Origin of the sequence: Duganella violaceipulchra, from assembly GCF_019166075.1 — a bacterium.
Lineage (GTDB): Bacteria > Pseudomonadota > Gammaproteobacteria > Burkholderiales > Burkholderiaceae_D > Rugamonas > Rugamonas violaceipulchra.
The window spans coordinates 253,683-279,000 of sequence record NZ_JAHTGR010000009.1 but is presented as its reverse complement, the minus strand read 5'-3'; the positions used below and the strand labels follow the sequence as shown (position 1 = coordinate 279,000).

The 25,318-nt window shown below is 62.1% G+C and carries 23 protein-coding genes; 8 read left to right on the top strand and 15 right to left on the bottom strand.

The genetic code is table 11. The features are described 5' to 3' along the window. Positions 1 to 38: 38 nt before the first annotated feature. From KVP70_RS18600 to KVP70_RS18575, 6 genes are all read right to left on the bottom strand, one after another. On the bottom strand, positions 39 to 2,228 hold the full coding sequence (locus KVP70_RS18600) for a type IV pilus secretin PilQ (RefSeq protein ID WP_217943655.1): 2,190 nt from the start codon (positions 2,226 to 2,228) through the stop codon (positions 39 to 41). After that, complete coding sequence (locus KVP70_RS18595) at positions 2,225 to 2,770, bottom strand: pilus assembly protein PilP (protein WP_217943654.1); 546 nt, start codon at positions 2,768 to 2,770, stop codon at positions 2,225 to 2,227. Before KVP70_RS18595 ends, KVP70_RS18600 begins: the two co-directional genes overlap by 4 nt. Beyond that, entirely contained in the window at positions 2,767 to 3,435 is a 669-nt protein-coding gene (locus tag KVP70_RS18590; protein WP_217943653.1) for a type IV pilus inner membrane component PilO, read from the bottom strand. Before KVP70_RS18590 ends, KVP70_RS18595 begins: the two co-directional genes overlap by 4 nt. A 2-nt stretch (positions 3,436 to 3,437) precedes the next feature. Continuing rightward, positions 3,438 to 4,082 (bottom strand): PilN domain-containing protein, encoded by a 645-nt coding sequence (locus tag KVP70_RS18585; RefSeq protein WP_217943652.1) that lies wholly within the window; start codon positions 4,080 to 4,082, stop codon positions 3,438 to 3,440. Further along, positions 4,082 to 5,158, bottom strand: a complete 1,077-nt coding sequence (locus KVP70_RS18580) for a pilus assembly protein PilM (RefSeq protein WP_217943651.1) — start codon at positions 5,156 to 5,158, stop codon at positions 4,082 to 4,084. The genes KVP70_RS18585 and KVP70_RS18580 overlap by 1 nt, the downstream gene beginning before the upstream one ends. 188 nt (positions 5,159 to 5,346) lie before the next feature. Then, positions 5,347 to 5,571 (bottom strand): hypothetical protein, encoded by a 225-nt coding sequence (locus KVP70_RS18575; protein ID WP_217943708.1) that lies wholly within the window; start codon positions 5,569 to 5,571, stop codon positions 5,347 to 5,349. Between KVP70_RS18575 and KVP70_RS18570 the strand changes: the two genes are divergently transcribed. From KVP70_RS18570 to KVP70_RS18555, 4 genes are all read left to right on the top strand, one after another. After that, entirely contained in the window at positions 5,498 to 7,861 is a 2,364-nt protein-coding gene (locus tag KVP70_RS18570) for a penicillin-binding protein 1A (protein ID WP_217943650.1), read from the top strand. The two genes, KVP70_RS18575 and KVP70_RS18570, sit on opposite strands and share 74 nt — an antisense overlap. A gap of 65 nt (positions 7,862 to 7,926) precedes the next feature. Beyond that, positions 7,927 to 8,319, top strand: a complete 393-nt coding sequence (locus tag KVP70_RS18565; RefSeq protein ID WP_217943649.1) for a hypothetical protein — start codon at positions 7,927 to 7,929, stop codon at positions 8,317 to 8,319. An 89-nt stretch (positions 8,320 to 8,408) separates the two neighbouring features. Then, positions 8,409 to 8,894 carry a DUF6404 family protein gene (locus KVP70_RS35410; RefSeq protein ID WP_369698893.1) on the top strand — a complete coding sequence of 162 codons (486 nt, stop codon included), beginning with the start codon at positions 8,409 to 8,411 and terminating at the stop codon, positions 8,892 to 8,894. 477 nt (positions 8,895 to 9,371) lie between these two features. Next, positions 9,372 to 9,989, top strand: coding sequence for a hypothetical protein (locus KVP70_RS18555; protein WP_217943648.1), 618 nt, complete (start codon positions 9,372 to 9,374; stop codon positions 9,987 to 9,989). Between the two features lie 162 nt (positions 9,990 to 10,151). Here KVP70_RS18555 and cyaY read toward each other — a convergent pair whose 3' ends face one another. Further along, entirely contained in the window at positions 10,152 to 10,484 is a 333-nt protein-coding gene (gene cyaY / locus KVP70_RS18550; RefSeq protein ID WP_217943647.1) for an iron donor protein CyaY, read from the bottom strand. A gap of 39 nt (positions 10,485 to 10,523) precedes the next feature. Between cyaY and lptM the strand changes: the two genes are divergently transcribed. Both lptM and lysA read left to right on the top strand, forming a co-directional pair. After that, complete coding sequence (gene lptM, locus KVP70_RS34360) at positions 10,524 to 10,706, top strand: LPS translocon maturation chaperone LptM (RefSeq protein WP_332844087.1); 183 nt, start codon at positions 10,524 to 10,526, stop codon at positions 10,704 to 10,706. Positions 10,707 to 10,711: 5 nt separating this feature from the next. Next, on the top strand, positions 10,712 to 11,989 hold the full coding sequence (lysA, locus tag KVP70_RS18545; protein WP_217943646.1) for a diaminopimelate decarboxylase: 1,278 nt from the start codon (positions 10,712 to 10,714) through the stop codon (positions 11,987 to 11,989). A 51-nt stretch (positions 11,990 to 12,040) separates the two neighbouring features. Here the strand turns inward: lysA and KVP70_RS18540 are convergent, their stop codons facing one another. The 7 genes from KVP70_RS18540 to KVP70_RS18510 form a co-directional block, all read right to left on the bottom strand. Next, entirely contained in the window at positions 12,041 to 12,991 is a 951-nt protein-coding gene (locus KVP70_RS18540) for an Rpn family recombination-promoting nuclease/putative transposase (RefSeq protein WP_217943645.1), read from the bottom strand. 73 nt (positions 12,992 to 13,064) lie between these two features. After that, entirely contained in the window at positions 13,065 to 13,883 is an 819-nt protein-coding gene (locus KVP70_RS18535) for a DUF4019 domain-containing protein (protein WP_217943644.1), read from the bottom strand. Positions 13,884 to 13,945: 62 nt separating this feature from the next. Next, positions 13,946 to 14,569: a protein-methionine-sulfoxide reductase heme-binding subunit MsrQ gene (gene msrQ / locus KVP70_RS18530; RefSeq protein ID WP_217943643.1), complete on the bottom strand. Its 624-nt coding sequence runs from the start codon at positions 14,567 to 14,569 to the stop codon at positions 13,946 to 13,948. 4 nt (positions 14,570 to 14,573) lie between these two features. Further along, entirely contained in the window at positions 14,574 to 15,551 is a 978-nt protein-coding gene (gene msrP / locus KVP70_RS18525) for a protein-methionine-sulfoxide reductase catalytic subunit MsrP (RefSeq protein WP_217943642.1), read from the bottom strand. A gap of 85 nt (positions 15,552 to 15,636) precedes the next feature. After that, on the bottom strand, positions 15,637 to 16,791 hold the full coding sequence (ccsB, locus tag KVP70_RS18520; RefSeq protein WP_217943702.1) for a c-type cytochrome biogenesis protein CcsB: 1,155 nt from the start codon (positions 16,789 to 16,791) through the stop codon (positions 15,637 to 15,639). 25 nt (positions 16,792 to 16,816) lie between these two features. Further along, positions 16,817 to 18,910 (bottom strand): cytochrome c biogenesis protein ResB, encoded by a 2,094-nt coding sequence (locus KVP70_RS18515; RefSeq protein WP_217943641.1) that lies wholly within the window; start codon positions 18,908 to 18,910, stop codon positions 16,817 to 16,819. Between the two features lie 122 nt (positions 18,911 to 19,032). Continuing rightward, positions 19,033 to 19,713, bottom strand: coding sequence for a c-type cytochrome (locus KVP70_RS18510; RefSeq protein ID WP_217943640.1), 681 nt, complete (start codon positions 19,711 to 19,713; stop codon positions 19,033 to 19,035). 136 nt (positions 19,714 to 19,849) lie between these two features. On the opposite strand from KVP70_RS18510, the gene yihA reads away from it, so the two are divergent. Continuing rightward, on the top strand, positions 19,850 to 20,578 hold the full coding sequence (gene yihA, locus KVP70_RS18505; RefSeq protein ID WP_217943639.1) for a ribosome biogenesis GTP-binding protein YihA/YsxC: 729 nt from the start codon (positions 19,850 to 19,852) through the stop codon (positions 20,576 to 20,578). Positions 20,579 to 20,604: 26 nt separating this feature from the next. Further along, positions 20,605 to 21,621 (top strand): porphobilinogen synthase, encoded by a 1,017-nt coding sequence (gene hemB, locus KVP70_RS18500; protein WP_217943638.1) that lies wholly within the window; start codon positions 20,605 to 20,607, stop codon positions 21,619 to 21,621. Between the two features lie 105 nt (positions 21,622 to 21,726). On the opposite strand, the gene KVP70_RS18495 is transcribed toward hemB, so the two are convergent. Beyond that, the gene (locus KVP70_RS18495; RefSeq protein WP_217943637.1) at positions 21,727 to 25,311 is read right to left on the bottom strand and encodes a M1 family aminopeptidase; all 3,585 of its coding nucleotides are present in this window, start codon (positions 25,309 to 25,311) and stop codon (positions 21,727 to 21,729) included. Positions 25,312 to 25,318 lie beyond the last annotated feature (7 nt).

Here is a 25,318-nt window from a genome sequence, read left to right as displayed (position 1 = left end):
ATCCTAGTTAAGCGAAGTACGTGTTCTTGGACAATTGATCAGCGGGTCGAGAGCCGCTCGGCGACGATCTTGGGCGTGATAAAGACCAGCAATTCCGTCTTGTCGCTGGTGCGGCTGTTGCTGCGGAACAGATAGCCGAGCACCGGCACGTCGCCCAGCAGCGGCACCTTGTCGGTGGTGTTGCGCTCGGTCTGCTGGTAGATCCCGCCCAGCACCACGGTGCCGCCGTTCTCGACCATGACCTGGGTCTTGACGTGCTTGGTGTCGATGGCGAAGCCGGCGCGGGTTTCCTGGCCGACGCTGTCCTTGTTGACGTCGACGTCGATGACGACGTTGCCGTCCGGCGTGATCTGCGGCGTCACTTCCAGCCGCAGGTTGGCCTTGCGGAACATGATCGAGGTGGCGCCGCTGCTGGTGGCCACCTGGTAGGGCAGCTCGATGCCCTGCTCGATCAGCGCGATCGCCTTGTCGGCCGTGATCACGCGCGGGCTGGAGATGATCTTGCCGGTGCCGTCCGCCTCGATCGCGGACAGTTCCAGGTTGAGGAAGCGGTTGGCGGCCGACGAGAACAGGCTGACCGCCAGGTTGCCGGCCTGGGCGCCGTTGATGGCGCCGGCCGGCAGGTTGATGAACTGGCTGTTGCTGTAGCTGGCGTCGGTGGCCTTGATCTGGCCGGTCGTCTCGCCCACGCCGTTGATGTTGCCGCCGATGGCGACCCGGGTGTTGCTGTTGCCGAGCTGGTAGCCGGAGTCGCCGCCGCGCTGGGTGCGCAGGTCGGCAAAGCCCAGCTTGGCGCCGAGGTTGCGGGTGAAGGTGTCGCTGGCCTCGACGATGCGGGCCTCGATCAGCACCTGCTTGGAGGCGACGTCGGTCTTGGCGATCAGCTTGCGGATGTCGTCGAGCTTGGAGGCGATGTCGGTGACGAACAGCTGGTTGGTGCGCGGCTCGATGATGGCGCTGCCGCGCTTGGACAGGATGCGGTTCTTGCCGTCGCCGCCGCCCTCCAGGCCGAACACGGTCTTGAAGGCGTCGGCCTTCTGGTAGTTCAGCTGGAAGATCTCGGACTTCAGCGGCTCCAGGTCGGCGATCTGGGCGCGCTGCTCGAGCTCCAGCTTTTCCTTGGTCAGCAGCTCTTCCTTGGGGGCGATCCACAGCACCGAGCCGTTCTTGCGCATGTCCAGGCCCTTGGCCTGCAGCACCACGTCGAGCGCCTGGTCCCACGGCACTTCCTTCAGGCGCAGGGTCAGGTTGCCGCTGACGCTGTCGCTGGTGATGATGTTCAGGCCGGAGATGTCGGCGATCGCCTGCAGCGCCGCGCGCACCTCGACGTTCTGGAAGTTGAACGACAGCTTCTCGCCGCGGTAGCCCTGGGTGCCCTGGGTCAGCTTGTTCGGGTCTTCCTTGAGCGGCTTGACGTCGATCACCAGCTGTGTGTCGCTCTGGTAGACGGTCTGTTCCCACAGGCCGCGCGCCTCGATCATCATGCGCGTGTTGTCGCCCTGCGGCACGGTGGTGACCAGCGCCACCGGCGTGCCGAAGTCGCTGACGTCGAGCCGGCGGCGCAGGCTTTCCGGCACGCCGGTCTTGAGGAAATCGACCACCACGCCGTTCGGGGTCTGGCGCACATCGACCGCCACCTGGCTGTTGGGCAGGTCGACCACCACCCGGCCTTCGCCGTTGGCGCCGCGGCGGAAGTCCATGTCCCTCAGCAGTTGCCGGCCGGGCGGCACGGCAGGTGCGGCCGCAGCCACCGGCAAGCCGCGGGCGTCGACCGCCTGGGCCAGGCCGCCGGAACCGTCGATGGTCAGAATCACGGCGTTGCCGTCGATGGCGGTGGCGTAGTTCAGGCTGCGCTTCAGGTTGAACACCAGGCGCGAGCGTTCGCCGGCCTGCACCACGTTGACGCCGCGCAGGTCGCCCAGGCTCAACTCCTGCACGGTCTTGCCGGTGGCGTTGGAGGTGGCGCCGAAGTCGAGCGCGATGCGCGGCGGATTGGTGATGGCGAAGCCGATCGGCAGCTTGCCGGGGGCGTTCTTCAGCGCGATCTTGACGATCACGTTCGAGCCCTGCTGGTTGGCGCTGATCGATTCGATGGCGTTCGACGGCGGCGCCTCCGGCGCGGCCTGGGCGCGCACGACGCCGGCCACTTGCATGGCGAAGGCAAAAGCGAGCACCGGCATCCAGCTGGCGACGGCCAGGGCGCGCCGGGGCGTGATGTGAGCGGTCATTTGGTGTTCTCCTTGCTTTCCTGCAGTTCCAACTTGGACATGCGTTCGACCCAATCGCCGCCCGCATCCTGTACGATTTCCTTGACGCTGACGCTGTTGTCGCTGATGGCGGTGATCAGGCCGAAGTTCTGGCCCACGTGCTGGCCGACCACCACATGGTGCAGGTTGCGGTCGACCTGCAGCAGGCCGTACAGCAAGCCCTTCTGCTGCACGGTGCCGACCATCTTGACGGTGTCGAGCGGGAAGCTCTCCAGCAATTCCTTGCGCCGCTCGGTGTCCGGCTTGATGCCGTTGGTCCCCTTGGCCGAGGCCTTGGCCAGCTCGGCCAGCAGCTTGTTGGGATTGAAGGGGTCGATCGCATCGGCCTGGGCGTAGGCGAAGGGGATGAAGGTCTTGGGTTCGGCCAGCGGCGGCACCGCCACCTTGGCCTGGGCGTCGACCTGCTTCATCCAGGCGCGCACTTCCTGCACGTCGCTGTCGCCGCAGCCGGCCAGCAGCGCCAGCACGGGGGCCAGCAGCATCGCGGGGATCAGGGTTCTCATGATTTTTTCGCCGCCTTCTTCTTGTCGGCGGCGGCCTTGCGCTGGGCGCTGACCTCCTCGGGATCGAGATAGCGGAAGGTCTTGACCACCGCTTCCAGGGTCAGCACGCCGTCCTTGCCGGTGTTCAGGCTCATGTTGTTGAGCGTGACGATGCGCGACAGGTTGGCCATATTGCCGGCGAAGGCGCCGATGTCGTGGTAGCTGCCGGTGACGCGGATGTCGATCGGCAGTTCGGCGTAGTAGTCCTTGACCACCACCTGGGCCGGCTTGAAGGACTCGAACTGCAGGCCGCTGCCGGTGCCGGCGCGGCCGATGTCCTTGAGCAGCGCGTCCATCTCGGCCTTGCTCGGCAGCTGTTTCTGCAGGCGGTCGACGTACTGGTCGACCTGCACTTTCTGCGCCCGCAGCGCTTCCAGGTTGACCGCCTGCGACGTCTTGAACTTGTATTCGTCGCGCAGCTTGAGTTCGGCCTGGGCGCCGGCTTCCTGCTCGTCGAACTGCGAGCTCCAGTAGCCGAAGTAGCCGGCCGCCACCACCGCCGCCGTCACGCCGATGCTGCACAGCACGCGCGGCGCCAGCGGCCATTGGCCCGGATGGCGGTCGCCGAGGTTGCGGAACTGGTCGGCCAGTTGCTCGCCCATCAGGTTGATATTCAGCTTGGCCATGGTTATCCGCGCTCCTGGCTCTTGGCCGGCGACGGCGCGTCGCTGCCGCCGGGCTTGCCCTTGGCGCCGCTGGCGGCCGCATCCTTGTCGCGCGGGCGCTTGATGTTGACCGACAGGTTGAACTCCACCACTTTCTTGGCGGTCTTGCCCTGGCCCAGGCCGGTGGACTTGACTTCGACCAGTTCCGGCCGCTCCAGCCATGGCGACACGCCGGCCAGGTTGCCCAGCAATTCGGAGACCCGCTCCTGCGACTGCGCATAGCCGCCGATCGCCACTTTCTGGCCTTCCTGCTTGAAACCCTTGAGGTAGACCCCGGACGGGATCTGCTTGACCAGCTCGTCGAGCAGATAGACCGGCTGGTTGCGGTCGCCCTGCAAGTCTTCCACCGCCTGCTGGCGCGCCTTCAGCGCTTCGATTTCCTGCTTCAGCGTGGCGATCTCGGCGATCTTCTTGTCGAGGCCGGAGATGGCGGTCTTGATCACGTGGTTGCGTTCGTTCTGGATAGAGATTTCGCGGGCGTTGTAGCCGCCCACCAGCAGCACCACGCCGACGCCGACGATGGCGCCCAGCGCCAGCAGCGCGTAGAAGGCCGCCTTTTTCTGTTTGCGCTTTTCCTCGCGGTGCGGCAACAGGTTAATTTTAATCATCAGCCAAACCTCCGCATCGCCAGGCCGCAGGCGACCAGGTAGGCCGGGGCGTCGCTGCGCAGCTGCGACTCGCGCACCGAGGCGGCCAGCTGCATGCCCTTGAACGGCGAGATCACGGCGCTGTTGATCTTGGTGCGGCTGGCCACCAGTTCCAGCAGGCCGGGCAGCAGCGCGCAGCCGCCGGCCAGGAATAGCTGGTCGACCCGCGTGTAGGGCGTGGAGGTGTAGAAGAACTGGATCGCCCGCGTCACTTCCAGCGCCGCGCTTTCCAGGAAGGGCGTGAGCAACTCGGCGTTGTAATTGTCGGGCAGGTCGCCGGATTTCTTGCGCGTCTCGGCCTCGTCAAAGCTCATGCCGTAGGAGCGCACGATGTCCTGGGTCAGCGCGTTGCCGCCGAAGGGTTGCTCGCGCTCGTAGACGGTGACGCCGTCCAGCATCACGGAAATATGGGTGACCTGGGCGCCGATCTGGAACAGTGCGATCACCTGGCCGGCGCCCGCCTCGGGCAGCTGGGTGGTCACGCGGTCGAGCGCGGCGCGCGCGGCGTAGGATTCGATGTCCATCACGGTGGCCTTGAGGCCGGACGCCTCGGCGATGGCGACGCGGTCCTCGACCTTTTCGCGGCGCGAGGCGGCCAGCATCACTTCAATGTCTTCCGGCGAATTGGCGGCCGGGCCGATGACGTCGAAGTCCAGGCTGACCTCGTCGAGCGCGAACGGGATGTACTGGCTGGCTTCGGATTCGACCTGCACTTCGAGCTGGTCTTCCGACATGCCGGCCGGCAGGATGATTTTCTTGGTGATGACGGAAGCGGGCGGCATGCCCAGCGCGACCAGCTTGGTGCGGGTGCCGCTTTTCTTCCAGACCCGGCGCACGGCGTCGACCACCTGGTCCATGTTTTCGATGTTGCCGTCGACCACGGCGCCGCGCGGCAGCGGCTCGGCGGCGTAGCGCTCGAGCCGGTATTCGCCCTTGCCGCCCTGCGCCAGCTCGACCAGGCGCACGCTGGAGGTGCTGATGTCGATGCCCACCAGCGGCGGATTGCCCTGCCCCAGCAACGCCTTGATATCCATCATACGAGCCTCCCGGCGCCATGGCTGGCGCCCGTACTTCTTTGCCGCCGAATCAATATTCGAACAGTTTGCATTGTGGAACTCGTTTGAAAACCAGCGTTTAGACAGCTTATATAAGACCGTACATTAAATCCTGCCTATATAAGTGTAAAGGTATTTCTATTGTGCACAATTGCCTTGGTGTGAGGGTTTCACCACACTTTTTTGACCGGCTGTAGCCTCAAAAACAACTCAGTTGTTTTGTTACTTACGAGCAAAAATCCCTGACGGCTGGCAGCGCGCGCCGTGGCACTTGCCGCTCGCTTATAATGGCTCGCATACATAACAGAAAGATCGAACTGCATGGCTTCTTCCAATTCGGCACCTCCACCATCGAATCCGCCCGACGCCTCCAGCAAAGGCAAACCCTTGGGCAAACCCGCCTCCCGCTTCTTCCTCCTGGCCGGCCTGTCCGTGGTCGGACTGGGGCTGGTCGGGCTGCTGCTGGTGGTGTTCGGCCTGGCGATGGCCTACCCCAACCTGCCCGAACTCGACACGCTGACCGACTACCGGCCGAAAATGCCGCTGCGCATCTTCTCGGCCGATAACGTGCTGATCGGCGAGTTCGGCGAGGAGCGCCGCAACCTGGTGCGCATCAAGGACATCCCCGACGTGATGAAGAAAGCCGTGCTGGCGATCGAAGACGACCGCTTCTACGAGCACGGCGGCGTCGACTACACCGGCATCCTGCGCGCGGCGGTGCACAACGCCACCGGCGGCGCCAAGCAGGGCGCCTCCACCATCACCCAGCAGGTGGCCCGCAACTTCTTCCTGTCGAGCGAACAGACGCTCAAGCGCAAGGCCTACGAGGTGCTGCTGGCCTGGAAGATCGAGAAGAACCTCAGCAAGGACCAGATCCTCGAGGTCTACATGAACCAGATCTACCTGGGCCAGCGCGCCTATGGTTTTTCGTCGGCCGCACAAATCTATTTCGGCAAGAACCTGAAAGACATTAGCGTGGCCGAGGCGGCCATGCTGGCCGGCCTGCCGAAAGCGCCGTCGGCCTACAACCCGGTGGTCAATCCGAAGCGCGCGCGCACCCGCCAGCAGTACATCCTGCAGCGCATGCACGACCTCGGCTACATCACCGACAAGCAGTACGAGACCGCCAAGGCCGAGGAACTGAAGGTCAAGACCGACAGCAGCGAGTTCGGCGTGCACGCCGAGTACGTGGCCGAGATGGCGCGCCAGCTGGTCTACGAGCAGTTCAAGGAAGACACCTACACCCGCGGCCTGAACGTCTTCACCACCATCACCAAGGCCGACCAGGACGCCGCCTACCTGGCGCTGCGCAAGGGCGTGATGGACTACGAGAAGCGCCACGCCTATCGCGGCCCGGAAGCCTATATCGACATCCCGCAGAACAAGGAAGAGGCGGACGACGCGGTCGAGACCGAACTGGCCGACCACCCGGACAGCGACGACATCGTGGCCGCCATGGTGCTGTCCGCCACGCCGCAGCTGATCACCGCCGTCACCGCCACCGGCGAGGAAATCAAGATCACCGGCGCCGGGCTGGAGATGGGCCGCTCATGGCTGTCCGACAAGGCCGCGCCGAACAAGCGCATCCGCCGCGGCGCGGTGATCCGCGTCATGCAGGAGGGTAAGGACTGGCAAGTGACGCAGCTGCCGGAAATCGAATCGGCGTTTGTCGCGGCCGACACCCACGACGGCGCCATCAAGGCCATGGTGGGCGGCTTCGACTACAACCGCAGCAAGTTCAACCACGTGACCCAGGCCTGGCGCCAGCCGGGCTCGTCGTTCAAGCCCTTCATCTACTCGGCCTCGCTGGAGCGCGGGCTGTCGCCGGCCACCATCATCAACGACGCGCCGATCTCGTTCGACGCCGGCCAGACCGGCGGCCAGGCCTGGGAGCCGAAGAACTACGACGGCAAGTATGAAGGCCCGATGACCATGCGGCGCGGCCTGACCAAGTCCAAGAACATGATCTCGATCCGCATCCTGCACAAGATCGGCGCCAAGTACGGCCAGGAATACACCACCCGCTTCGGCTTCGACGCCGACAAGAACCCGCCCTACCTGACCTTGGCGCTGGGAGCAGGCAACGTCACGCCGCTGCAGATGGCCGGCGCCTACGCGGTGTTCGCCAACGGCGGCTACAAGGTCAGCCCCTACCTGATCTCCAAGGTGACGGACGCGGACGGCAAGATCCTGTCGCAAGCCAATCCGGACAAGGCCGGCGACGAGAAGAACCGCGTCATCGACGAGCGCAACGCCTTCCTGATGGACAGCATGCTGAAGGACGTGGTGCGCTTCGGCACGGCGACCAAGGCGCTGGTGCTCAAGCGTCCCGACCTGTCGGGCAAGACCGGCACCACCAACGATTCGATCGACGCCTGGTTCGCCGGCTACCAGCCGCATCTGGTGGGCATCGCCTGGATCGGCTACGACCAGCCGAAAAACCTGGGCAACAAGGAAACCGGCGGCGGCCTGGCGCTGCCGATCTGGATCAGCTACATGCAGAAGGCGCTGAAGAACATCCCGATCGAGGAACGGGCGGTGCCGGAAGGCGTGATGCTGGTGGGCGACGAGTACTACTACGCGGAGAATCCGCCGGGCACCGGCGTGCACAACATCGACGGCGCCTCGCACGGCACGCCGGCCGAGGAGAAAGCCAAGGACGCCGTGAAAAACGAGTTGTTCTAGAAATCGAAGCAAACCAAGGGGCCGCAAGGCCCTTTGTTTATTGACCGTCTATTTCGGGAAGATGTATGAAGTTTTTGTTTTCTTTGATTGCTTTGTGCTCTGCCTGTTCCGCCTTCGCAGCGGATCAGAGTCAGTTTGCCACGGAGGCGGTAGCGTTTCTGGATGCCGAGCTTCCGCAGATGGATCAGGCTGTTGCTAACAAGGACCGCAGTTATTTTGGTCCTGCGCATGCCCGTGTGCAGGCATTTTTCGAGAGTTGGAACAGCTTGCACAGCGACGCGTTGGAGCGTTATCCAAGCTGCGCTCATGCAATGAGCGATTTTCTCATCGTGGGCCTGTGTAAGCTGTCACGTCCGGGCACGCTTTGCGAAATCGAGACTTTCTTCCCAAAAGTAGACAAAGATATCGAACAGTGCCGCCTCTCGGCCAAGCCGGCTGGGGACGCTCCGAGTAACTAAGCTTTGAATAGAGCGGACTTCCGTTTGGGGCGGCGTCAGTCTGCAGTGAGAATTCGTGAGTTTTGCAAATTAGCAAGCTGCTACCCTGAATGCCGTCGACCGAGTTCGGCCAGAAGCCGCCGGTCGACGGAAGTTACAAAATACGCATTTTCGCGATGCTTCGACCTAGTATAGTGTCCTGTCAACAACTACCTTCTTTTTTTACTATGACGTTCCAGTTCCGGCGTGCTCAATCGCTAGCAATCTTAAAAAATACAGGCATGTGGCGGTGCAGTTATGAACCTCCATATTTGCGCGCCCTTTGGCGCATGGGCGTTAAGATTCCACCGCCTCATTTTGTGCCGTTCTCTCGAATGGTTATCTTTGCGATGGCTTGGTTCAGCGTGGCTTGGGGGGCCATCATGTGGCCGTTAGTTTGGTCGAAGCAAGGGATAACAGGCATGTCTGCCGTGGGTATTTCTTGCGGAACCGGACTATTCTTTGGTTTTTCAATGGCGATCTACTTTGCCTATGGAAGGCGTAAATACCATTTACCCCAGTGGGCATCGCTGGATGAAGGTCAACCGCCACAATGATTCATGGTGCTTTCGGCACCAACCGGCCACCAGCAGACTTTCGATTTTTTGTTACCGTTTTAAAAAATATCTTGAGCTCACTAGAAGAAATTTGGTCCTATCGTGAGGAAACGGCGTACCCCAAGTCGTTCGGCAGCCTGAGCCGGGGAATTTTTTTAAACTTGAAGCAAAAATGTTTGAACAGATTTTCAATGTTCAAGACGTAGACCCGCGTTGGTTGCATTTGGGAGTAATGGAATTCAAACCAACGCCAACCAGAAACTCTTAGCTGTATGTTACATCCGGCGCATCCAATCCATGGGAGACGGAGCCGCTGGATTGCCGCCCAGATGAGTATTCTTGGCTCGGAGTCGAATTCGTGATAGAGATACCCAGCCAGGCAGATTGGCCAATCAATACACTTCGCAGATTGCTGGCCTACCACCTTTTGGTAATCTATGGTAATTTTCGCAATTATTATTTTATATAAATCAATTAATGAATATTTCTAAATTTAAGAAAATCTCTCTGTTTGCAATACTTTTTATGTTTGCGATATTGACTGTTGGTTGCGCCACTGTGCCATTTCCCAATTACAAAGGACCTGACGGAGCAACGCTTGCGTTCACAATGATAACAAGCGGTCCTTTGGCCCCAAAACTTATATTAAAGCGTGTGGATGAGGACAGTGTCATAGAAATATTATATACAAGCGATCACGATAAGATACTTATTTCATCTTCGCGAGAAGGGAATCTTAGGAAGGTTGGTATTAGTAGACAAGTTGCAGCTGGTAAGTACTTGTTGCTTGGGGCGGGACTCGGGGGCGATGACGACATTATTCGCACTTCTAAGGAGTTTGAAAGGCCTATCCCTATCACGATCTTCGCACATGAAGTAACCTATATTGGTTCATATGGCGTGGACTTCAAGATTCTTCCCAGTGCTGCAAGAAAGACAAATGGCAATGTAACGACGGTTGCTCTTTCTGGGTTTACTCTGGATATTTCCGTGGAGGATAAAATCAGGTCTGATTTAGAGTTTTTATCAATTACAAAACCAGAATCTGGTGCGGCAGGTATAAGAAATGCAACTCCGTCAATTGATAAGAATTGACTATGGGGTTTAGAATATTAGATAAACTCACATTTCCTAATAACGATATCGACCAGCTGGAGTTTAGGTCTGATACGAACTTCCGCAACGGGGCGGTAGCGGATGTGCCATTTCTTCGCTCATCCGCCATCCTGTTACAAGGAAAACCTGAATCGGCGAACTTTATTGTTCCAGCACCACCGGGCTGCCGCCCTGGGCCGTGACCATCTCCGACAGCGAGTAGAACAGCTCGGAACCGTCGCGGGTGTTGAGCCACTTGCCGTCCTTCTGCTTGTAGTGGTAGCCGCCCGAGCGGGAGGCCACCCACAGCTCCTGCATCGCGGCCTGGCTGTTGACGATGATCTTGGAACCATTGTCGATAAACTCGATTTCCAGCACGTTGCCGCTGCGGCTGCACTCGACGTCGAGCATGTCTTCGTCGTTCAGACGGTCCAGCGCGGCGGCGATGGCGGTAAGGGTGGCCTCGGCCTGCGCCAGGAATTCTGATTCGCCCATGCTACACTCCAGTATCTATAGTCAATCCATGATTTTATCGTGAAGTCCACATTCCGTTTGTTTATCGGCTCAGTGAGCGGCATAACCGCCCTGTGCCTGACCGTCTTGTTGAGCGGCTGCGGCCAACCCGGCCCGCTGTACCTGCCCAAGGCTCCACCGGCCAAGCCTGCCAAGAGCTCTGAAGCTGCCCCGGTTCCATCCACTCCAGCACCCCAACAATAATCCTTATGTCGCAATTTTCCTATGTAAATGGCGTGCTGCACGCCGAGGGCGCGTCGCTTGCCGCCATCGCCGAGCAGTTCGGTACCCCGACCTATGTTTACTCGAAGGCGGCGCTGCTGGCCAATTTCGCCTCCTACGCCGACGCCTGCGCCGGCCGCGACGCGCTGGTCTGCTACGCCATGAAGGCCAATTCCAACCTGGCCATCCTCGACCTGCTGGCGCGCCAGGGCGCCGGTTTCGACATCGTCTCCGGCGGCGAACTGCTGCGCGTGCTGGCGGCGGGCGGCGATCCGCGCAAGGTGATCTTCTCCGGCGTCGGCAAGAGCGTCGATGAAATGCGCCTGGCGCTGTCGCACGACATCCTGTGCTTCAACGTCGAATCGATTCCGGAATTGCACCGCTTGAACGAGGTGGCCGGCGCCATGGGCAAGACCGCGCGCGTATCGCTGCGCGTCAACCCCAACGTCGACGCCAAGACCCATCCCTACATCGCCACCGGCCTGAAGGCCAACAAGTTCGGCGTGGCCTTCGACGACGCGCTCGACACCTACCGCGCGGCCGCCAAGCTGGCTCACCTGGAAGTGGCCGGCATCGACTGCCACATCGGCTCGCAATTGCTGGACGACGCGCCGCTGCTGGAGGCGCTGGACCGTTTGATCGAACTGATCGACAAGCTCGGCGACGAGGGCATCGTGCTGCACCACCTGGACATCGGCGGCGGCATCGGCATCAACTACGGCGAAGCGGGCGAAGCGGCGCCGGTGCCGGTGGGAGACTACCTGGGCCGCCTGTTCGCCCGGATCGACGCTTGGCGCGCGGCGCGCTACGCCGGCAAGCCGATCAAGGTGATCTTCGAGCCGGGCCGCTCGATCGTCGGCGATACCGGCGTGCTGCTGACTAAGGTGGAGTTCATCAAGCACGGCGAAGAGAAGAATTTCTGCGTGGTCGATGCGGCGATGAACGACATGGCGCGTCCGGCGCTGTACCAGGCGTGGATGGACATGCAGCCTGTGGTGCAGGGCAAGGCCGGCGCGTTGACGTATGACGTGGTCGGTCCGATCTGCGAATCGGGCGACTGGCTGGCGCGCGACCGCGAGCTGGCGGTGGAAGCTGGCGACCTGCTGGTGATGCACAGCGCCGGCGCCTACGGCATGACGATGGCGTCCAACTACAACACGCGCGGGCGGGCGGCGGAAATCATCGTCGACGGCCACGTCTGCCACGTGGTGCGCCAGCGCGAGAACCCGGCCGATCTGTACGCGCTGGAAGCGTTGATCAAGTAAGCCGTCCAGCCAGCGAACAAGAGCCGCCCGCTTCACCGCCGGCGGTTTTTTTCATGCGGGCTGGTTTTCGACAAAAATCTCTTTGATATTTTTGGCGTCGAAAATTCGGTCGAACCAAAGATCCAGATCATCCATTTCCGCGTACTCGATACGGCCATTCAGTCTCGCCGGTATCTTTCCAAAGCGCTTCGCAAGCAATTTCCTCAAGCGCTCGCGATGTTCATACAGAGCAGCTTCATAACGCCATGCATCGGCGAAATTTTTGATGACGGGAACACTCATCGCATGGCCCTCCTCAGCCACATTAGCTATCTTGATCTTACGCTCACGAGTAAGCCGCTGCAATCGGCGCGCGCTCCAGCGGCTCAAACCAGACCATACCGGGGTACTAACAGCGAACTCCGGCAACTGGCACCACGCAGTTGACTCATCAACAATTTCCGTCTCCGTTTCCAGTCGCACCACACGAAACGCGGCGGCGGCAAAATTGTTGATCGATGCAATCGCTGAAAGTTCAAGTCTCGTTTGATCAATCAACAGATAGCGCTGCGATGCCTGCAACAGCAGCAAGTCATCGGGCACTGAAACGACCAGGTCAATCAACGTTCGGCTCGCTGTCCATGGCTTGTCGCCGTTATAAAGCACGACTGGAAATACGGGCGGCAATCTGCCGGGGCGAGGTAGTTCGTGGCGTTTGATCAGGTCCTGATACAGCAGGCCGATATAGACCTGCATACGCAACGCCATCCAGTGATCGGAGCGGGATTGGAATTCGAGCAGCAGGTAGATGTAGATCCACTCTCCAGCGAGGCGCGCGCGCCAGACCATATCGCTGTGGCGCTGAACCCCGCCGTCGCTGACGTAGCTGCCATTGACGCGTTCAAAGCTGGTTAAATCCAACTGGCGTACCCATTCGCCCGATACGAAACCCAGCAACAGGTCGCGCACCATTTCTGGATGCGCGAACAGTTGCTTGTATGCGGTGTCGTCCTCGCTGGCCATCAACCCAGTGTAGCGAGGAGAAGCGCGCCGCTGTTGGGGCCGCTCAAAGTAAGCCCCTCAAGCCGCAGTCCGCTTAATCCTTGCAGCGGAACTGCGCGCGCAGGCGCGCCAGCTCCTCGGGTTTGAGTTTCTGCTCCGTGGCTTGATCGATGGAATTCTGCTCCTCGCGTACCAGCACGAAGTATCCATCGTCCTGCCTCATCCAGACCAGATAGCCGCAATGGGTATTCATGTTGGCGAACTGGGCGGAAAAATCGACGGCGGCATAGGTTCCCGGCGCGGCTTGCGGCGGATCTTTGTACCAGCTTATCTTGGTGATGGTGCGCCGGCGCACCTCGCCCGCCCTGGTATTGAAATCCTCCGACAGCTTGCGCCAGCCTTCGAACGGCATCTGCTTTTTCAGCATCTCCGACTGCAGCTGGTAAGCCGCCTCGTACCGGCGGCCATCCACTGCGGCAAAATAAATCATGCTCTGGCGTTCCACGGCCTGCGCCTGCTCGGCAGTAGCCTGCGCCGGCGCCGGCTTGCTTTGCAGCGCCTGGGCCATGCCGGCGTTCAGTTCCTTGAATTCCTCGATCAGCTTGTCGCAGGCAACCTTGTCGGCCTGGCATAGAGCGGTCATCGCGACATGAATACCGCCGCCCTGCTCGACGATTCCGCGCCTGACTACCGCCGGATGGGCGGGATGCCCGGCCGGCGTAAACGACCAGATGGCGTTCGCCGGGCGGTCGTCCACGATGGTCCATCCGTCCCGCGTCGACACGCGAGCGCCCTGCTTGCTCTTGAGCGCCTCCAGCGCGGCGGCAACCGTCGGGTAGCCGATTCCTCCGCCAGCCTGGGCGGAGGCCGTCACCGGCATCAAGATTAACGTAGACAGCAACAGTGCTCGCATCGGCCGACCTCTTGGAAAATCACCATCGTACCCGCTGCCCCAGGTCCTGGGAACGACAATAATCAAGCCCGGGCAGCCACGCTGGCCTTGGTGAACTTCCAATAGACGCGGGCGCCGAGCAGCACGGCAAGAATACAAGCGAAGATGATCGGCTGCGTGAAGTTGTGCTTGCCCGCCTTCATCCACCAGAAGTGCAGGATGGCCAACGGTGCGATCACGTAGATCAGCCGATGCAGCCACTGCCAGCGCTTGCCACCCAGCCGCTTGACCATCGCGTTGGTGCTGGTCGCTGCCAGCGGTATCAACAGCACGAAGGCGATGAAGCCCACCGTGATGAACGGCCGCTTCAGCACATCCTTCCACATCTCCTGCAGGTCGAAGAAATGGTCGAACCACAGGAAGGTCATGAAGTGCAAAAAGCCGTAGAAGAACATGTACAGCCCCAGCATGCGGCGCAGCTTGATCAGCCAGTTCCATTTGCTCAGCTTGCGCAGCGGCGTCACCGCCAAGGTGAAGCACAGGAAGTACAAGGTCCAGTCGCCGGTGCCGCGCGTGATGAATTCCAGCGGTTCGACCAGTTGCCCGGTCAAGGTCAGATACACCATGCGCGCCAGGGGCACCAGCGCCAGCACGAAGATGGCGGCCTTGATCAGGCCGGCCTGACGCGGGGTAGGGTTGAACGCCATACGCTTAGAAGAACTTCTTCAGGTCCATGCCCGCATACAACGGCGCGACGTCGGCGTAGCCGTTGAACATCAAGGTCTTGCGCTTGCGGGCCAGGAAGCCGTCCTCGCCGATGCGGCGCTCGGACGCCTGCGACCAGCGCGGGTGGTCCACCTCGGGATTCACATTCGAATAGAAACCGTACTCGTTCGGCGCCGACAAATTCCACGAGGTGCGCGGCTGCTCCTTGACGAAGCGGATCTTGACGATGGACTTGGCCGACTTGAAGCCGTACTTCCACGGCAGCACCATGCGCACCGGCGCGCCGTTCTGGTTGGCCAGCGTTTCGCCGTACATGCCCAAGGTCAGCAAGGCCAGCGGATGATTGGCTTCGTCGATGCGCAAGCCTTCGGTGTACGGCCATTGCAGCACGCGGCTGCCCACGCCCGGCATCTGCTTCTTGTCGGCCAGCGTGACGAACTCCACGTATTTGGCGTTGCCGGTCGGCTCGACCTTCTTGATGATCTCGGAGAACGAATAACCGATCCACGGAATCACCATCGACCAGCCCTCGACGCAGCGCAGGCGGTAGACGCGCTCTTCCAGCGGCGCCAGCTTCAGCAGCGCGTCGATATCCAGGATCATCGGCTTCTTCACTTCGCCTTCGATGCTCACCGTCCATGGACGGGTCTTGAGCGTGTTGGCGTACATCGCCGGCTCGCTCTTGTCGGTGCCGAATTCGTAGTAGTTGTTGTAGCTGGTCGCGTCCTTGTAGGGCGTCTGCTTGTCGAGCGCCGAATAGGAGGGATTGAGTTTGGCGGCCAGCTTGGGGTTGACGCCCTGCGCGAACGCTTCGCGGTTGGCCATCTCCAGCAGCGCGGCGCTGCCGATGGCGCCGGCGGCGATCTGCTTGATGAAGCTGCGGCGCGACTCGTAGACTACACGCGAGGTGATTTCTGATGAAAACGGCAACTCGATGCCGTTGGGGCTACGCTTGATCAGCATGCTGACTCCAAAGAAGGTTGAGACTTGGTCGCCCCAATAGCCTGAACCTTACACCAATCTGGGCCAGCAAAAGTTCACATCGCGTTTACAACTTGCCGTAGGAGTGCAGACCGGACAGGAACATGTTCACGCCCAGGAAGGCGAACGTGGTCACCAGCAGGCCCACCAGCGCCCACCAGGCCGCCGGACGGCCGCGCAGGCCCGTCATCAGGCGCATGTGCAGCCAGGCCGCGTAGTTGAGCCAGACGATCAGCGCCCAGGTCTCCTTCGGGTCCCACGACCAGTAGCCGCCCCACGCCTCGGCCGCCCACAGCGCGCCGAGGATGGTGGCGATGGTGAAGAAGGCGAATCCGGCCGAGATGGCCTTGTACATGACGTCGTCCAGCACCTCTTCCGACGGCAGGCGGTCGACCAGGTGGCCCGAGGTCTTCAGCAGATAGGCCGCCGCCACCATTGCCGCCAGGGCAAAGTTGCCATAACCGATGAAGTTGGCCGGCACGTGGATCTTCATCCACCAGCTTTGCAGCGCCGGCAGCAGCGGCTGGATGTCGGCGGCGTCGCGCGAGGTGGTGTACCAGAACAGGAAGCCGATCGCGGCGGTGATCACCATGGTGACGAAGGCGCCCAGCTGGCGGGTGGCGTAGCGCTGCTCGAAGTACAGGTAGAACATCGCGGTGATCAGCGAGAACAGGATGAACACTTCATACAGATTCGACACCGGGATGTGGCCGACGTCGGCGCCGATCAGGTAGGACTCGTACCAGCGCACCATCATGCCGGTCAGGCCCAGCACCACGGCGGCCCAGCACAGCTTGGAGCCGATGCTGGAGGCCATCTCGGAGCGCGCGGCCAGGCCGATCACGTAGAACAAGGTCGACAGGCAGAACATCACGCTCATCCACAGGATCGCGGACTGGCTCGACAACATCATGCGCAGCCAGAACTTCTTGGTGCCGTTATCGAGCTCACCGGCGTACATGGCGATCGCGCCCAGCGCCAGCAGGGCCACCAGCGGCATCAGCCAGCGCGCCGGCTTCCAGTGCCAACCCAGCGCGGCGAACACCGGCGCGGCGGCCAGCAGGATGCCCTTCTCGTAGACGTCCATGTATTGGCCGTAGGTGTTCAGGCCGTACAGCGAGCCGGCCAGCAGCGCCAGCGCGAACAACCAGTCGAACGCGGTCAGGCGCTTGAAGTAGCCGGGCGCCTGGCTATAGGTTAGTGTCGATTGCGTCAGTTCCATCATTTATCTCCGTGGCTGCTACAGCTTACGCCGATTGCGGCAGCTTTTCTTTCAAAGTTTCAAACTCGCGTTCGAAGTCCAGCGTTTTGCGCTGGGTGCTCATGGCCATCAGCGCCTCCGTGCCGTCGCCGTCGTCCTTGATCCAGACCCACAGGCGGCGCTCGCGGATGTAAAACATCGAGAATACACCCAGCACCAGGAATACACAGCCCAGGTAGACCACCTTCTTGCCCGGCGAACGGGTGACCTGGAACACCGAGGCCTGGATCTGGGTGAAGTCGTCCAGCTGCAGGTAGACCGGCGCGCCGTAGAAGAAGGCGTCCGACAGGGCGTTGGTGGCCAGTTGCAGGAAGCGGGCGTGCTGTTCGTCGGCGCTGGCCGGCGCCAGGCCGTCCCTGGCGCGCGCGGCCTGCCACAGGTCCCACAGGCTGCCGTTGAGGATCTTCATGAACACGTCGGCGGCCTTTTCCTGCTCGGCGCCGGGGATCTTTTCCAGGAACTGCGAGATGGCGACGAAGCCGGCCGCCTTGTCGTTGCCGGCGAAGATGGTCAGGCTCTTCTCGGCCGAGGCTTGCAATTGTCCGCGCAGCGCGTCGCCGTTGGCCGACTGCGGCGTGGCGCGCTCGGCGTAGTGTTTGGCGGCGGCGGCGCGCAGGCCGGGGTCATTGAGGGCGGCGCGCAGGCGCATCCATTCGTTGACGCTGTGGGCGTCGTCGGCCGGAATGCGCAGGAAGCTGAATGGGTCCGACGGATTGATGCGCATGCCGGCCAGGAACACCGTGGCGCCGTCCACCGTCACCGGCTGCATGTAGTTCTGGTATTCGCGCGCCTGGCCGGTCTTGTCGCGCAGCTTGTAGGTCACGCTGGGGCCGACGTTCTTCAAGTCCTTGTTGTGGGCGTTGCGGCCGGCCGAGCCGGTGTGCTTGTCGAGGCCGTTGGCGAACTGCTCTTCCAGGCTCTTGCCCTTGGTGACGGCGCGCGCGTCCTGCGCGGCGGCCAGGTTCTCGACGTTGAACGGACGGAAGCCGGACCACTCGACGGTGTAGGTGTCGCCCATGGCGGTGCTGCTGCCCACTTCGCCGGCGATGTCGAACCTGGTGGTGGCCGCGCCGACCATCGGGAAACCGGTCAGCTTGAGCTTGCTGCCGCCGTCGTCAAAGCTGGACTGGTAGATCGCCAGGCCCTTGTACAGCAAGGGTTTGTTGACTTCGATGACGGCCTTGACCACTTCGCCGCTGGCGTGGTCGCGCACTTCCACCGCGCTGGCGAACAGCTTGGGCATGCCGGTGGTGTAGAAGTCGATGGTGAATTTTTTCAGGCTGATGGTGAACGGCAGGTCCTGGATCAGCACGCCGTCGGGACGGGTGATGATGGCGCTCTCGCTGGACTGGCCTTCCGGGATCATGGTGTTGCCGCGGAAGGTGGGATTGCCCAGGCCGAGGCGGCTCTGCGCCGGCACCGCCGAGATCAGGCCGCTGCCGTTGAACGGCACCTTGCCGAGGAACCATTCCTGCAGGCGGATCGGCACGTCTGAATCGAGCAGGCCGCCGATGCAGATGATGACGATGGCCGAGTGCGCGAAGATGTAGCCGAACTTGTTGGCCGCGCCCTGCTTGGCCGCCACCAGGGTGCCGTTGTCCTTGTCGACCAGCTTGACCTTGTAGCCGGCGTCGGCCAGGCGGGCGGCGGTCTGCTGCGTCAGCGCGGCGCGCGCCAGCGGCGAGCGCCATTGCATCTTGTGGTGGAAATTGCGCAGCGAATTCTCGCGCACGTGCTCGCGCCAGCTGCGCATGTCCTTGAGCATCTTGGGGGTGTTGCGGAGGATGCACAGCGAGGTCGACGTCACCAGCGCGGTCATCAACAGCAGGAACCACCAGGCCGAGTACACGCCGTACAGGCCCAGCTTGCCGAACACCTCGAACCAGAACGGCCCGAACTGGTTGATGTAGTTGTTGGTCGCCTCGCCCTGTTTCATCACGGTACCGACGATGGCGGCGATGGCGATCATCGCCAGCAGCGCGATGGCGAAGCGCATGGAGGAAATCAGTTCGACGAATTCACCGACGATGGGACGACGGGTCTTCAGTTCGATGCCGGTGGTGCTGGGGCTGCTGCTCATGCTGGAACTATCTCAAAAAAAGTATGCTGCCGGCAGCATATCAACAAAAAGGGCAGCCCGCTTACGCTGCCGCCCTCTATGCACTATCAACTACGCCGCAACCCAGGGCTGCGGCCAGCTGCTTATTTCAAGCCGGCGACGTAATCGGCCACGGCTTTCATTTCCTCGTCCGACATGCGCTTGGCGATGGTGGTCATCTGCGCGCTGTTCTTGCGGCCGCCGGCCTTGAACAGGCCCAGCTGGGCTACCGTGTAATCCTGGTGCTGGCCGCCGATGCGCGGATATTGCACCGGGATGCCGGCGCCGGCCGCGCCGTGGCAACTGGCGCAGGCTGGGACGTTCTTCTCGGCGATGCCGCCGCGATAAATCTTCTTGCCCAGTTCAACCGTGTCCTTGTTCTTCGCTGCGCCCGGCTTTTGCGCCTGGGTGGCCAGCCAGGCCGAGATGTTGTGCTTTTCCTCGTCCGTCAGCATCTTCGCGTAGGTCGTCATGATCGGTTGATTCCGGTCATCGCCCGAAAAGTTCACCAGCTGCTTGTACAGATAGCCTTCGTGCTGGCCGGCCAGTTTCGGATTGACGCTGATGGTGGAGTTGCCGCCGGCGCCGTGGCAGGAGACGCATGCCGGCAGGCCGCGCGCGTTGTCGCCGCTGTCGAACAGGGTGCCGCCTTTGGCCGCGTCGACTTTGGGCGCCGCCGCTTCGGCGTGGGCCGGTTTTTTTTCTTCTGCGGCGGTTGCGGTGCCCGCAATTGCCAGCAGGCCGACCAACAAGGAAGTTACAAACGGTGAAAACGCACGATTCATTCAAGCACCCTCAAAAAAGTTTGTCGAAAGTATGCCGCAGGCTAGGCACGAGATGCTATGGCAACACTTCGTAACCACTCATTGTACAATAGCTTTCCAGCATATTTGCTCCCTTTTGTTGCATTTCCCCCATCCCATGTCCAAACTCTGGCAAGCCCGCTTCTTTACGACCGTTAACCAATTGCGCGATCTGCCCGACACTCACGTGCCGGAAATCGCCTTTGCAGGTCGCTCCAACGCCGGCAAATCGACCGCCATCAACATCCTGTGCAACCAGAAAGGCCTGGCGTTCGCGTCCAAGACCCCTGGCCGTACCCAGCACATCAACTACTTCTCGATCGGCGGCGCGCACATTGCGCAGCACCGCAAAGACCCGACCATCGTCGAGGAAATCGAGTGCCTGCTGGTCGACTTGCCGGGCTACGGCTACGCGGAAGTGTCCGGCTCGGCCAAGCTGCACTGGCAACGCCTGCTAGGCGACTACGTCCAGCGCCGCGAACAGCTGGCCGCGCTGATCCTGATCATGGACTCGCGCCGCCCGTTCACCGACCTCGACATCCAGATGCTGGAATGGTTCGCCCCGACCGGCAAGCCGATCCATTGCATCCTGACCAAGGTTGACAAATTGAACCGCAACGAATCCGTCAACGTGCTGCGCCAGGCGAAAGCCAAGCTGGCCAGCTATGTCGACGAAGACGGCGAAGGTTTCCCGTTCACCGTACAACTGTTCTCCGCGCTCAAGCGGGTCGGCATCGAAGAAGCCAACGACAAGATCCTGGAACTGGCCGGCGTCACCGACGACGAAGCGGCCGCCCAGGTGCCATTGATCGAGATGGAAGACGACGCCGAGCCCGACGAGCAATAACCCCACTGTTTAGGAAAGTTTTAGCGATGCACAATCCACACGTTTCCGCCCAATTCCCCGCCATCCGCATGCGCCGCATGCGCCGCGACCCGTTTTCGCGCGCATTGATGCGTGAAAACAACGTCACGGCCTCGGACTTGATCTATCCGGTGTTTATCCTGGAAGGCACGCAGCAGCGCGAGCCGGTGTTGTCGATGCCGGGCGTGGAACGGGTGTCGGTGGATCTGCTGCTGAAAGTGGCGCAGGAATGCGTGGAACTGGGCATTCCGGTGCTGGCGCTGTTCCCGGTGATCGACGCCGCCAGGAAGACGCCGGACGGCATCGAAGCGACCAATCCGGACGGCCTGGTGCCGCGCGCGGTGCGCGCGCTGAAGCAGGCTTTCCCGCAGCTGGGCATTTTGACCGACGTCGCGCTGGACCCGTACACCAGCCACGGCCAGGACGGCCTGATCGACGACAACGGCTATGTGATCAACGACGTCACCACCGACATGCTGGTGCGCCAGGCCCTGTGCCAGGCCGACGCCGGGGTCGACGTGGTGGCGCCGTCGGACATGATGGACGGGCGCATCGGCGCGGTGCGCGCGGCGCTGGAAGCGCACGGCCACATCCACACCCGCATCATGGCGTACTCGGCCAAGTATGCGTCGGCCTTCTACGGCCCGTTCCGCGACGCGGTCGGCTCGGCCAAGAACCTGGGCAAGAGCGACAAGAACACCTACCAGATGGACCCGGCCAACAGCGACGAAGCCCTGCGGGAAGTGGGACTGGACCTGGCCGAAGGCGCCGACATGGTGATGGTCAAGCCGGGCATGCCCTACCTGGACATCGTGCGCCGCGTCAAGGACGAGTTCAAAGTGCCGACCTTTGCCTACCAGGTCAGCGGCGAGTACGCGATGATCAAGGCCGCCGCGCAAAACGGCTGGCTCGACCACGACAAAGTGATGATGGAGTCGATGCTGGCGTTCAAGCGCGCCGGCGCCGACGCCGTGCTGACCTACTTCGCGCTGGACGTCGCCCGCCTGCTCAAGGCTCAAAAATAACAAAACAACACCGGGGTCAAGTCTGACATTCGGACACGAGCTCTGCCGTAAGCAAGGTTACGGCAGAGCTCGTGTCCGAATGTCAGACTTGACCCCGGGTTGGTTTTAATCCAGCGTGACTTCCTTGCGGTTGTCGCGCGAGACGCGGTCGATCATCTTGTTGTAGGGATCGACGCCGACCTCGAACGGCTGCTCCTTGACCGTCACCGTCACCACCGGATCGCTGCCCTGCAGCACGCGCTTGTCGCTGAACAGCACGCGCTCGTCGCGTTCCTTGGCGCCCTTGGCGCGGGCGAACACGGCGATCTCCACCGGCTCGTCATAGACGCGCGGCGTCTCCTTGCCCTTGCCGTCCGCTTCCATCTTGGCCAGGTGCAGCGTCATCGTCACATCCCACTGCCCGTCTGCTCGCTTGTGCGCCTTGGCTTCGGTCACGCGGTTGTCGTAGAAGACGATCTTCTCGAACAGGTCGGTGATCAGCGCCTGCTTGTCCGGCGGCGCTTCGGCGCGGATGTAGGCCAGCAGCTCGCGGCTGGTGGTGTACGGCGCCTGCTGGTAAGCCTTGTCGGTCAGGAAGCGCTTGAGCGCGCGGTTCAGCGCCGCCTCGCCGATCTCGTCGCGCAGGCGGTAGAACACCAGGCTGCCCTTGCGGTAGTGGATGTACTGCTGGTTCTCCACGCGCATCAACGGCCGCTCTTCCACCAGTTCACCGCCGCGTTCGCGCAGGTACTGGTCCAGCTCGAAGCGCAGGAAGCGGCGCAGCTTGTCGCGGCCGTATTCCTTCTCCATCACCATCAGCGCCGAGTACTGCGCCAGCGATTCGATCAGCATGGTCGAACCCTGCATGTTGGCGCTGACCACCTGGTGGCCCCACCACTGGTGCGCCATCTCGTGCGCGGTGACGTAGTAGACGTAGTCGATGTCATCCTTGTCGCGCAGGTCGGCGATGAAGCCGATCGACTCCGAATACGGAATGGTGTTGGCGAACGATTGCGCGAAGCCCTGGTAGTTGGGGAACTCCAGCACCCTCACCTGCTTGTGCTGATACGGGGTGTAGTTGGCTTCGAAGTAGTCGAGCGATTTCTGCGCCGAGCTGATCATGCGGTCGACGTTGTAGGCGTGCTTGCTGTCGTAGTAGATCTCGATCGGCAAGCCGTGCCACTCGCCCTTGCGCACGTCCCAGCGGGCCGACAGGTAGGCGAAGAACGGCACCATCGGCCGGTCCATTTTGTAGTGGAAGTAGCGGCGGCCGTTCTGCTCCCAGCGCTTCTGCAGGTAGCCGGGGGCGATCGCGATCTGGTCGGCGCTGGTCGAGACGGTGGTCTCGAAGTTGATCCAATCCGCCTCGTTGCTGAAGATGGCGTTGGCGCGCGCCTTCTCGTCCTCCAGCTTGGCCATGCGCACCGGCTCGCCCAGGCCGCGCTTGCGGCGTTCGTTGCGGTCGGTCAGCTCGGCCTGCTGGTTGTAGCCGAAATGCGGGAAGAAGGCGAAGTTGTTGAAGAAGGTGCCGTTCAGGTTGACGCTGTCGGCCGCGCCGCCGTTGGTGAAGCCCTGGTTGTGCACGTCGACGGTGAACGACAGGTCCAGCCGCGCGGCCGGCGCCAAGGGCTGCGCCAGTTTGATGATGCTGAAGCCGGCGACCTTGTCGTCCAGCACCACTTCGTGCGGCGGCAGGTTGTCGAAGCGGGTGTCGAGGTCCGGATTGCGCTGGATGCGCAGGACGGCCAGCGGCGCGCCGGTCTTGTTTTCCATCAGGTAGCGGCCGCGGATCGCCACCCGGCGTTCGGCCGGGTAGATGTCGACATCGGCGCGCACGTCGGTGATGCGCGGCTGCGGCAAGTCCTTGTACTGGCGATACAGCTTTTCGTAGCGGGCCTGCTTGTCCATCGCCACGTCGGACGCTTCGTACTTGTTGAGCACGTTGGTGTTGTAGAAGATCCAGGCGCCGCTGCCGACGAAACCGGCCACCAGCATCGCCAGCGCGAAGCCGGAGCGACCCTTCAGGCGGCCGCCGGCCACGCGCACGCGCTCGCGCCACGGACGCGCCAGCCCGCGCACCCAGAACGCCTGCGCCAGCACCATCAAGGCCAGGCTGAACAGGCCCCAGTAGAGGCCGAACCACGACCAGCCCTTGAGGAAGTGGCCGTAGCCATTCATGTCCGAATAGCGCAGGCCCGGCATGGCGCCGAAGTTGTACAGATTGTGGTCGAAGTGCATGATGCTCAGCACGATCTGCGACACCATCAGCACGATCACCAGCAGGTAGCCGAGGAACTTGTTATTGGTCAGCACTTGCAGCGCCAAGGCCATCAGTCCCATCAGCACGAAGAAGGCCGATTCCAACAGCATGCCTTTGACATACAGGCCCGCTTCGATCGTCGTGCCGCCCTTGACCAGCTGGAAGCACGCGGCCGCCAGCACGCCGGCCAGCAGGAAGCCGAAGATCACGCCGACCAGCGCGATCGACTTGGCCAGCAGCGGCGCCCAGTCCGGCACCGGCATGGCGTCGCTGACGTCGGCGATCTTGACCTGGCGTTCCTTGAAGATCAGCTCGCCGGCGTAGAAAGTCAGCACGATGATCAGCATGAAGTTGAAGCTGCCGGCCAGGGTGCGCAGCATCAGCCCGGTGACCGGATAGACGGTGGTGCCGAAGTTGGCGCCGGCCTGGGTGGCGCCGCCAACGAAGTTCAGCACGCCGAACAGCAGCATCACCAGGAAGGGCACGCTCTTGAACACGCCCATGGCGTCGAAGCGCAGGATGTGCCAGCACTGTATCCAGCCGGTCGCCGCGCCGAAGCGCGCCACCGTGCGCGGCAGCGCCAGGCCGGACGGGGCCGGTGCCGCGCCGGCGGCGTCCGCCCTGGCCTTGCCGAACCAGCGGCGGCCGGTGCCGGCGCGCTGCGGTTTGAACAGCACCAGCGTGGCGCCGAAGAACAGCAGCGCCACCGCCAGCCACAGCGCGCGGTTGGCTAGCAGGAAGCCGCTCAACGGCGGCAGGCCGGCGTTCGATTCGGCGGTCGAGAAGTAGCGCACCGCGCGGCTGAAGGCGCGCACGCCGAACGGGTCGAGCAGCACGGCGGTCCATTCGTTGTTGATGTCGCGGGTGAACACGCCGGCCACGATCCACAACACGAAGAAGCCCAGCACGCCGACGTAGACCAGCATCATCGAGCGCGTGGTCGACGCCAGCAGCATCAACAAGGCGCCGATGAAGACCAGGTTGGGGATGACGAAGAAGCCGAAGGCCCACAGATAGGCGAACAGCGGCTGCGGGCCGACGCGGGCGGAGTCGACCCACGGCATCAACGGCCCCAGCAGTATGCCGGCGGCGATCAGCACGAAGATCGCCAGGCAGGCGACCAGGCCGGCGATGAAGCGCCCGGCCAGGTATTGGTACTTGCGCATCGGCGTGGCGAACAGCATGTCGGAGATGCCGACCTCGCTGTCGCGCAGCACGGTGCCGGCGATGAAAATGGTGACGATGAAGGTCGACACCACGGTGAACGAGCCCATCAGCTGAGCCACGACCACCGGCGCGTTGCGGTGCACATTGCCGATGGCGCCGCCGACCTGGATGGCGTCGCTGGTGGCGGCGCCGAAGGCCATCAGGCCCAGGATCATGCCGGTCACCCACAGCAGCGGCTGGCGCAACTGGTAGCGCAGATCGAATTTAAAGAATTCCATTAACATGGCGCGC

Excerpts from the sequence above, each read along its gene's own strand:
- KVP70_RS18600 (WP_217943655.1), bottom strand. The coding sequence starts at position 2,228 with ATGACCGCTCACATCACGCCCCGGCGCGCCCTGGCCGTCGCCAGCTGG.
- KVP70_RS18595 (WP_217943654.1), bottom strand. The coding sequence starts at position 2,770 with ATGAGAACCCTGATCCCCGCGATGCTGCTGGCCCCCGTGCTGGCGCTG.
- KVP70_RS18590 (WP_217943653.1), bottom strand. The coding sequence starts at position 3,435 with ATGGCCAAGCTGAATATCAACCTGATGGGCGAGCAACTGGCCGACCAG.
- KVP70_RS18585 (WP_217943652.1), bottom strand. The coding sequence starts at position 4,082 with ATGATTAAAATTAACCTGTTGCCGCACCGCGAGGAAAAGCGCAAACAG.
- KVP70_RS18580 (WP_217943651.1), bottom strand. The coding sequence starts at position 5,158 with ATGATGGATATCAAGGCGTTGCTGGGGCAGGGCAATCCGCCGCTGGTG.
- KVP70_RS18570 (WP_217943650.1), top strand. The coding sequence starts at position 5,498 with ATGGCTTCTTCCAATTCGGCACCTCCACCATCGAATCCGCCCGACGCC.
- KVP70_RS18565 (WP_217943649.1), top strand. The coding sequence starts at position 7,927 with ATGAAGTTTTTGTTTTCTTTGATTGCTTTGTGCTCTGCCTGTTCCGCC.
- KVP70_RS35410 (WP_369698893.1), top strand. The coding sequence starts at position 8,409 with ATGCCGTCGACCGAGTTCGGCCAGAAGCCGCCGGTCGACGGAAGTTAC.
- KVP70_RS18555 (WP_217943648.1), top strand. The coding sequence starts at position 9,372 with ATGAATATTTCTAAATTTAAGAAAATCTCTCTGTTTGCAATACTTTTT.
- cyaY (WP_217943647.1), bottom strand. The coding sequence starts at position 10,484 with ATGGGCGAATCAGAATTCCTGGCGCAGGCCGAGGCCACCCTTACCGCC.
- lysA (WP_217943646.1), top strand. The coding sequence starts at position 10,712 with ATGTCGCAATTTTCCTATGTAAATGGCGTGCTGCACGCCGAGGGCGCG.
- KVP70_RS18540 (WP_217943645.1), bottom strand. The coding sequence starts at position 12,991 with ATGGCCAGCGAGGACGACACCGCATACAAGCAACTGTTCGCGCATCCA.
- KVP70_RS18535 (WP_217943644.1), bottom strand. The coding sequence starts at position 13,883 with ATGCGAGCACTGTTGCTGTCTACGTTAATCTTGATGCCGGTGACGGCC.
- msrQ (WP_217943643.1), bottom strand. The coding sequence starts at position 14,569 with ATGGCGTTCAACCCTACCCCGCGTCAGGCCGGCCTGATCAAGGCCGCC.
- msrP (WP_217943642.1), bottom strand. The coding sequence starts at position 15,551 with ATGCTGATCAAGCGTAGCCCCAACGGCATCGAGTTGCCGTTTTCATCA.
- ccsB (WP_217943702.1), bottom strand. The coding sequence starts at position 16,791 with ATGGAACTGACGCAATCGACACTAACCTATAGCCAGGCGCCCGGCTAC.
- KVP70_RS18515 (WP_217943641.1), bottom strand. The coding sequence starts at position 18,910 with ATGAGCAGCAGCCCCAGCACCACCGGCATCGAACTGAAGACCCGTCGT.
- KVP70_RS18510 (WP_217943640.1), bottom strand. The coding sequence starts at position 19,713 with ATGAATCGTGCGTTTTCACCGTTTGTAACTTCCTTGTTGGTCGGCCTG.
- yihA (WP_217943639.1), top strand. The coding sequence starts at position 19,850 with ATGTCCAAACTCTGGCAAGCCCGCTTCTTTACGACCGTTAACCAATTG.
- hemB (WP_217943638.1), top strand. The coding sequence starts at position 20,605 with ATGCACAATCCACACGTTTCCGCCCAATTCCCCGCCATCCGCATGCGC.
- KVP70_RS18495 (WP_217943637.1), bottom strand. The coding sequence starts at position 25,311 with ATGTTAATGGAATTCTTTAAATTCGATCTGCGCTACCAGTTGCGCCAG.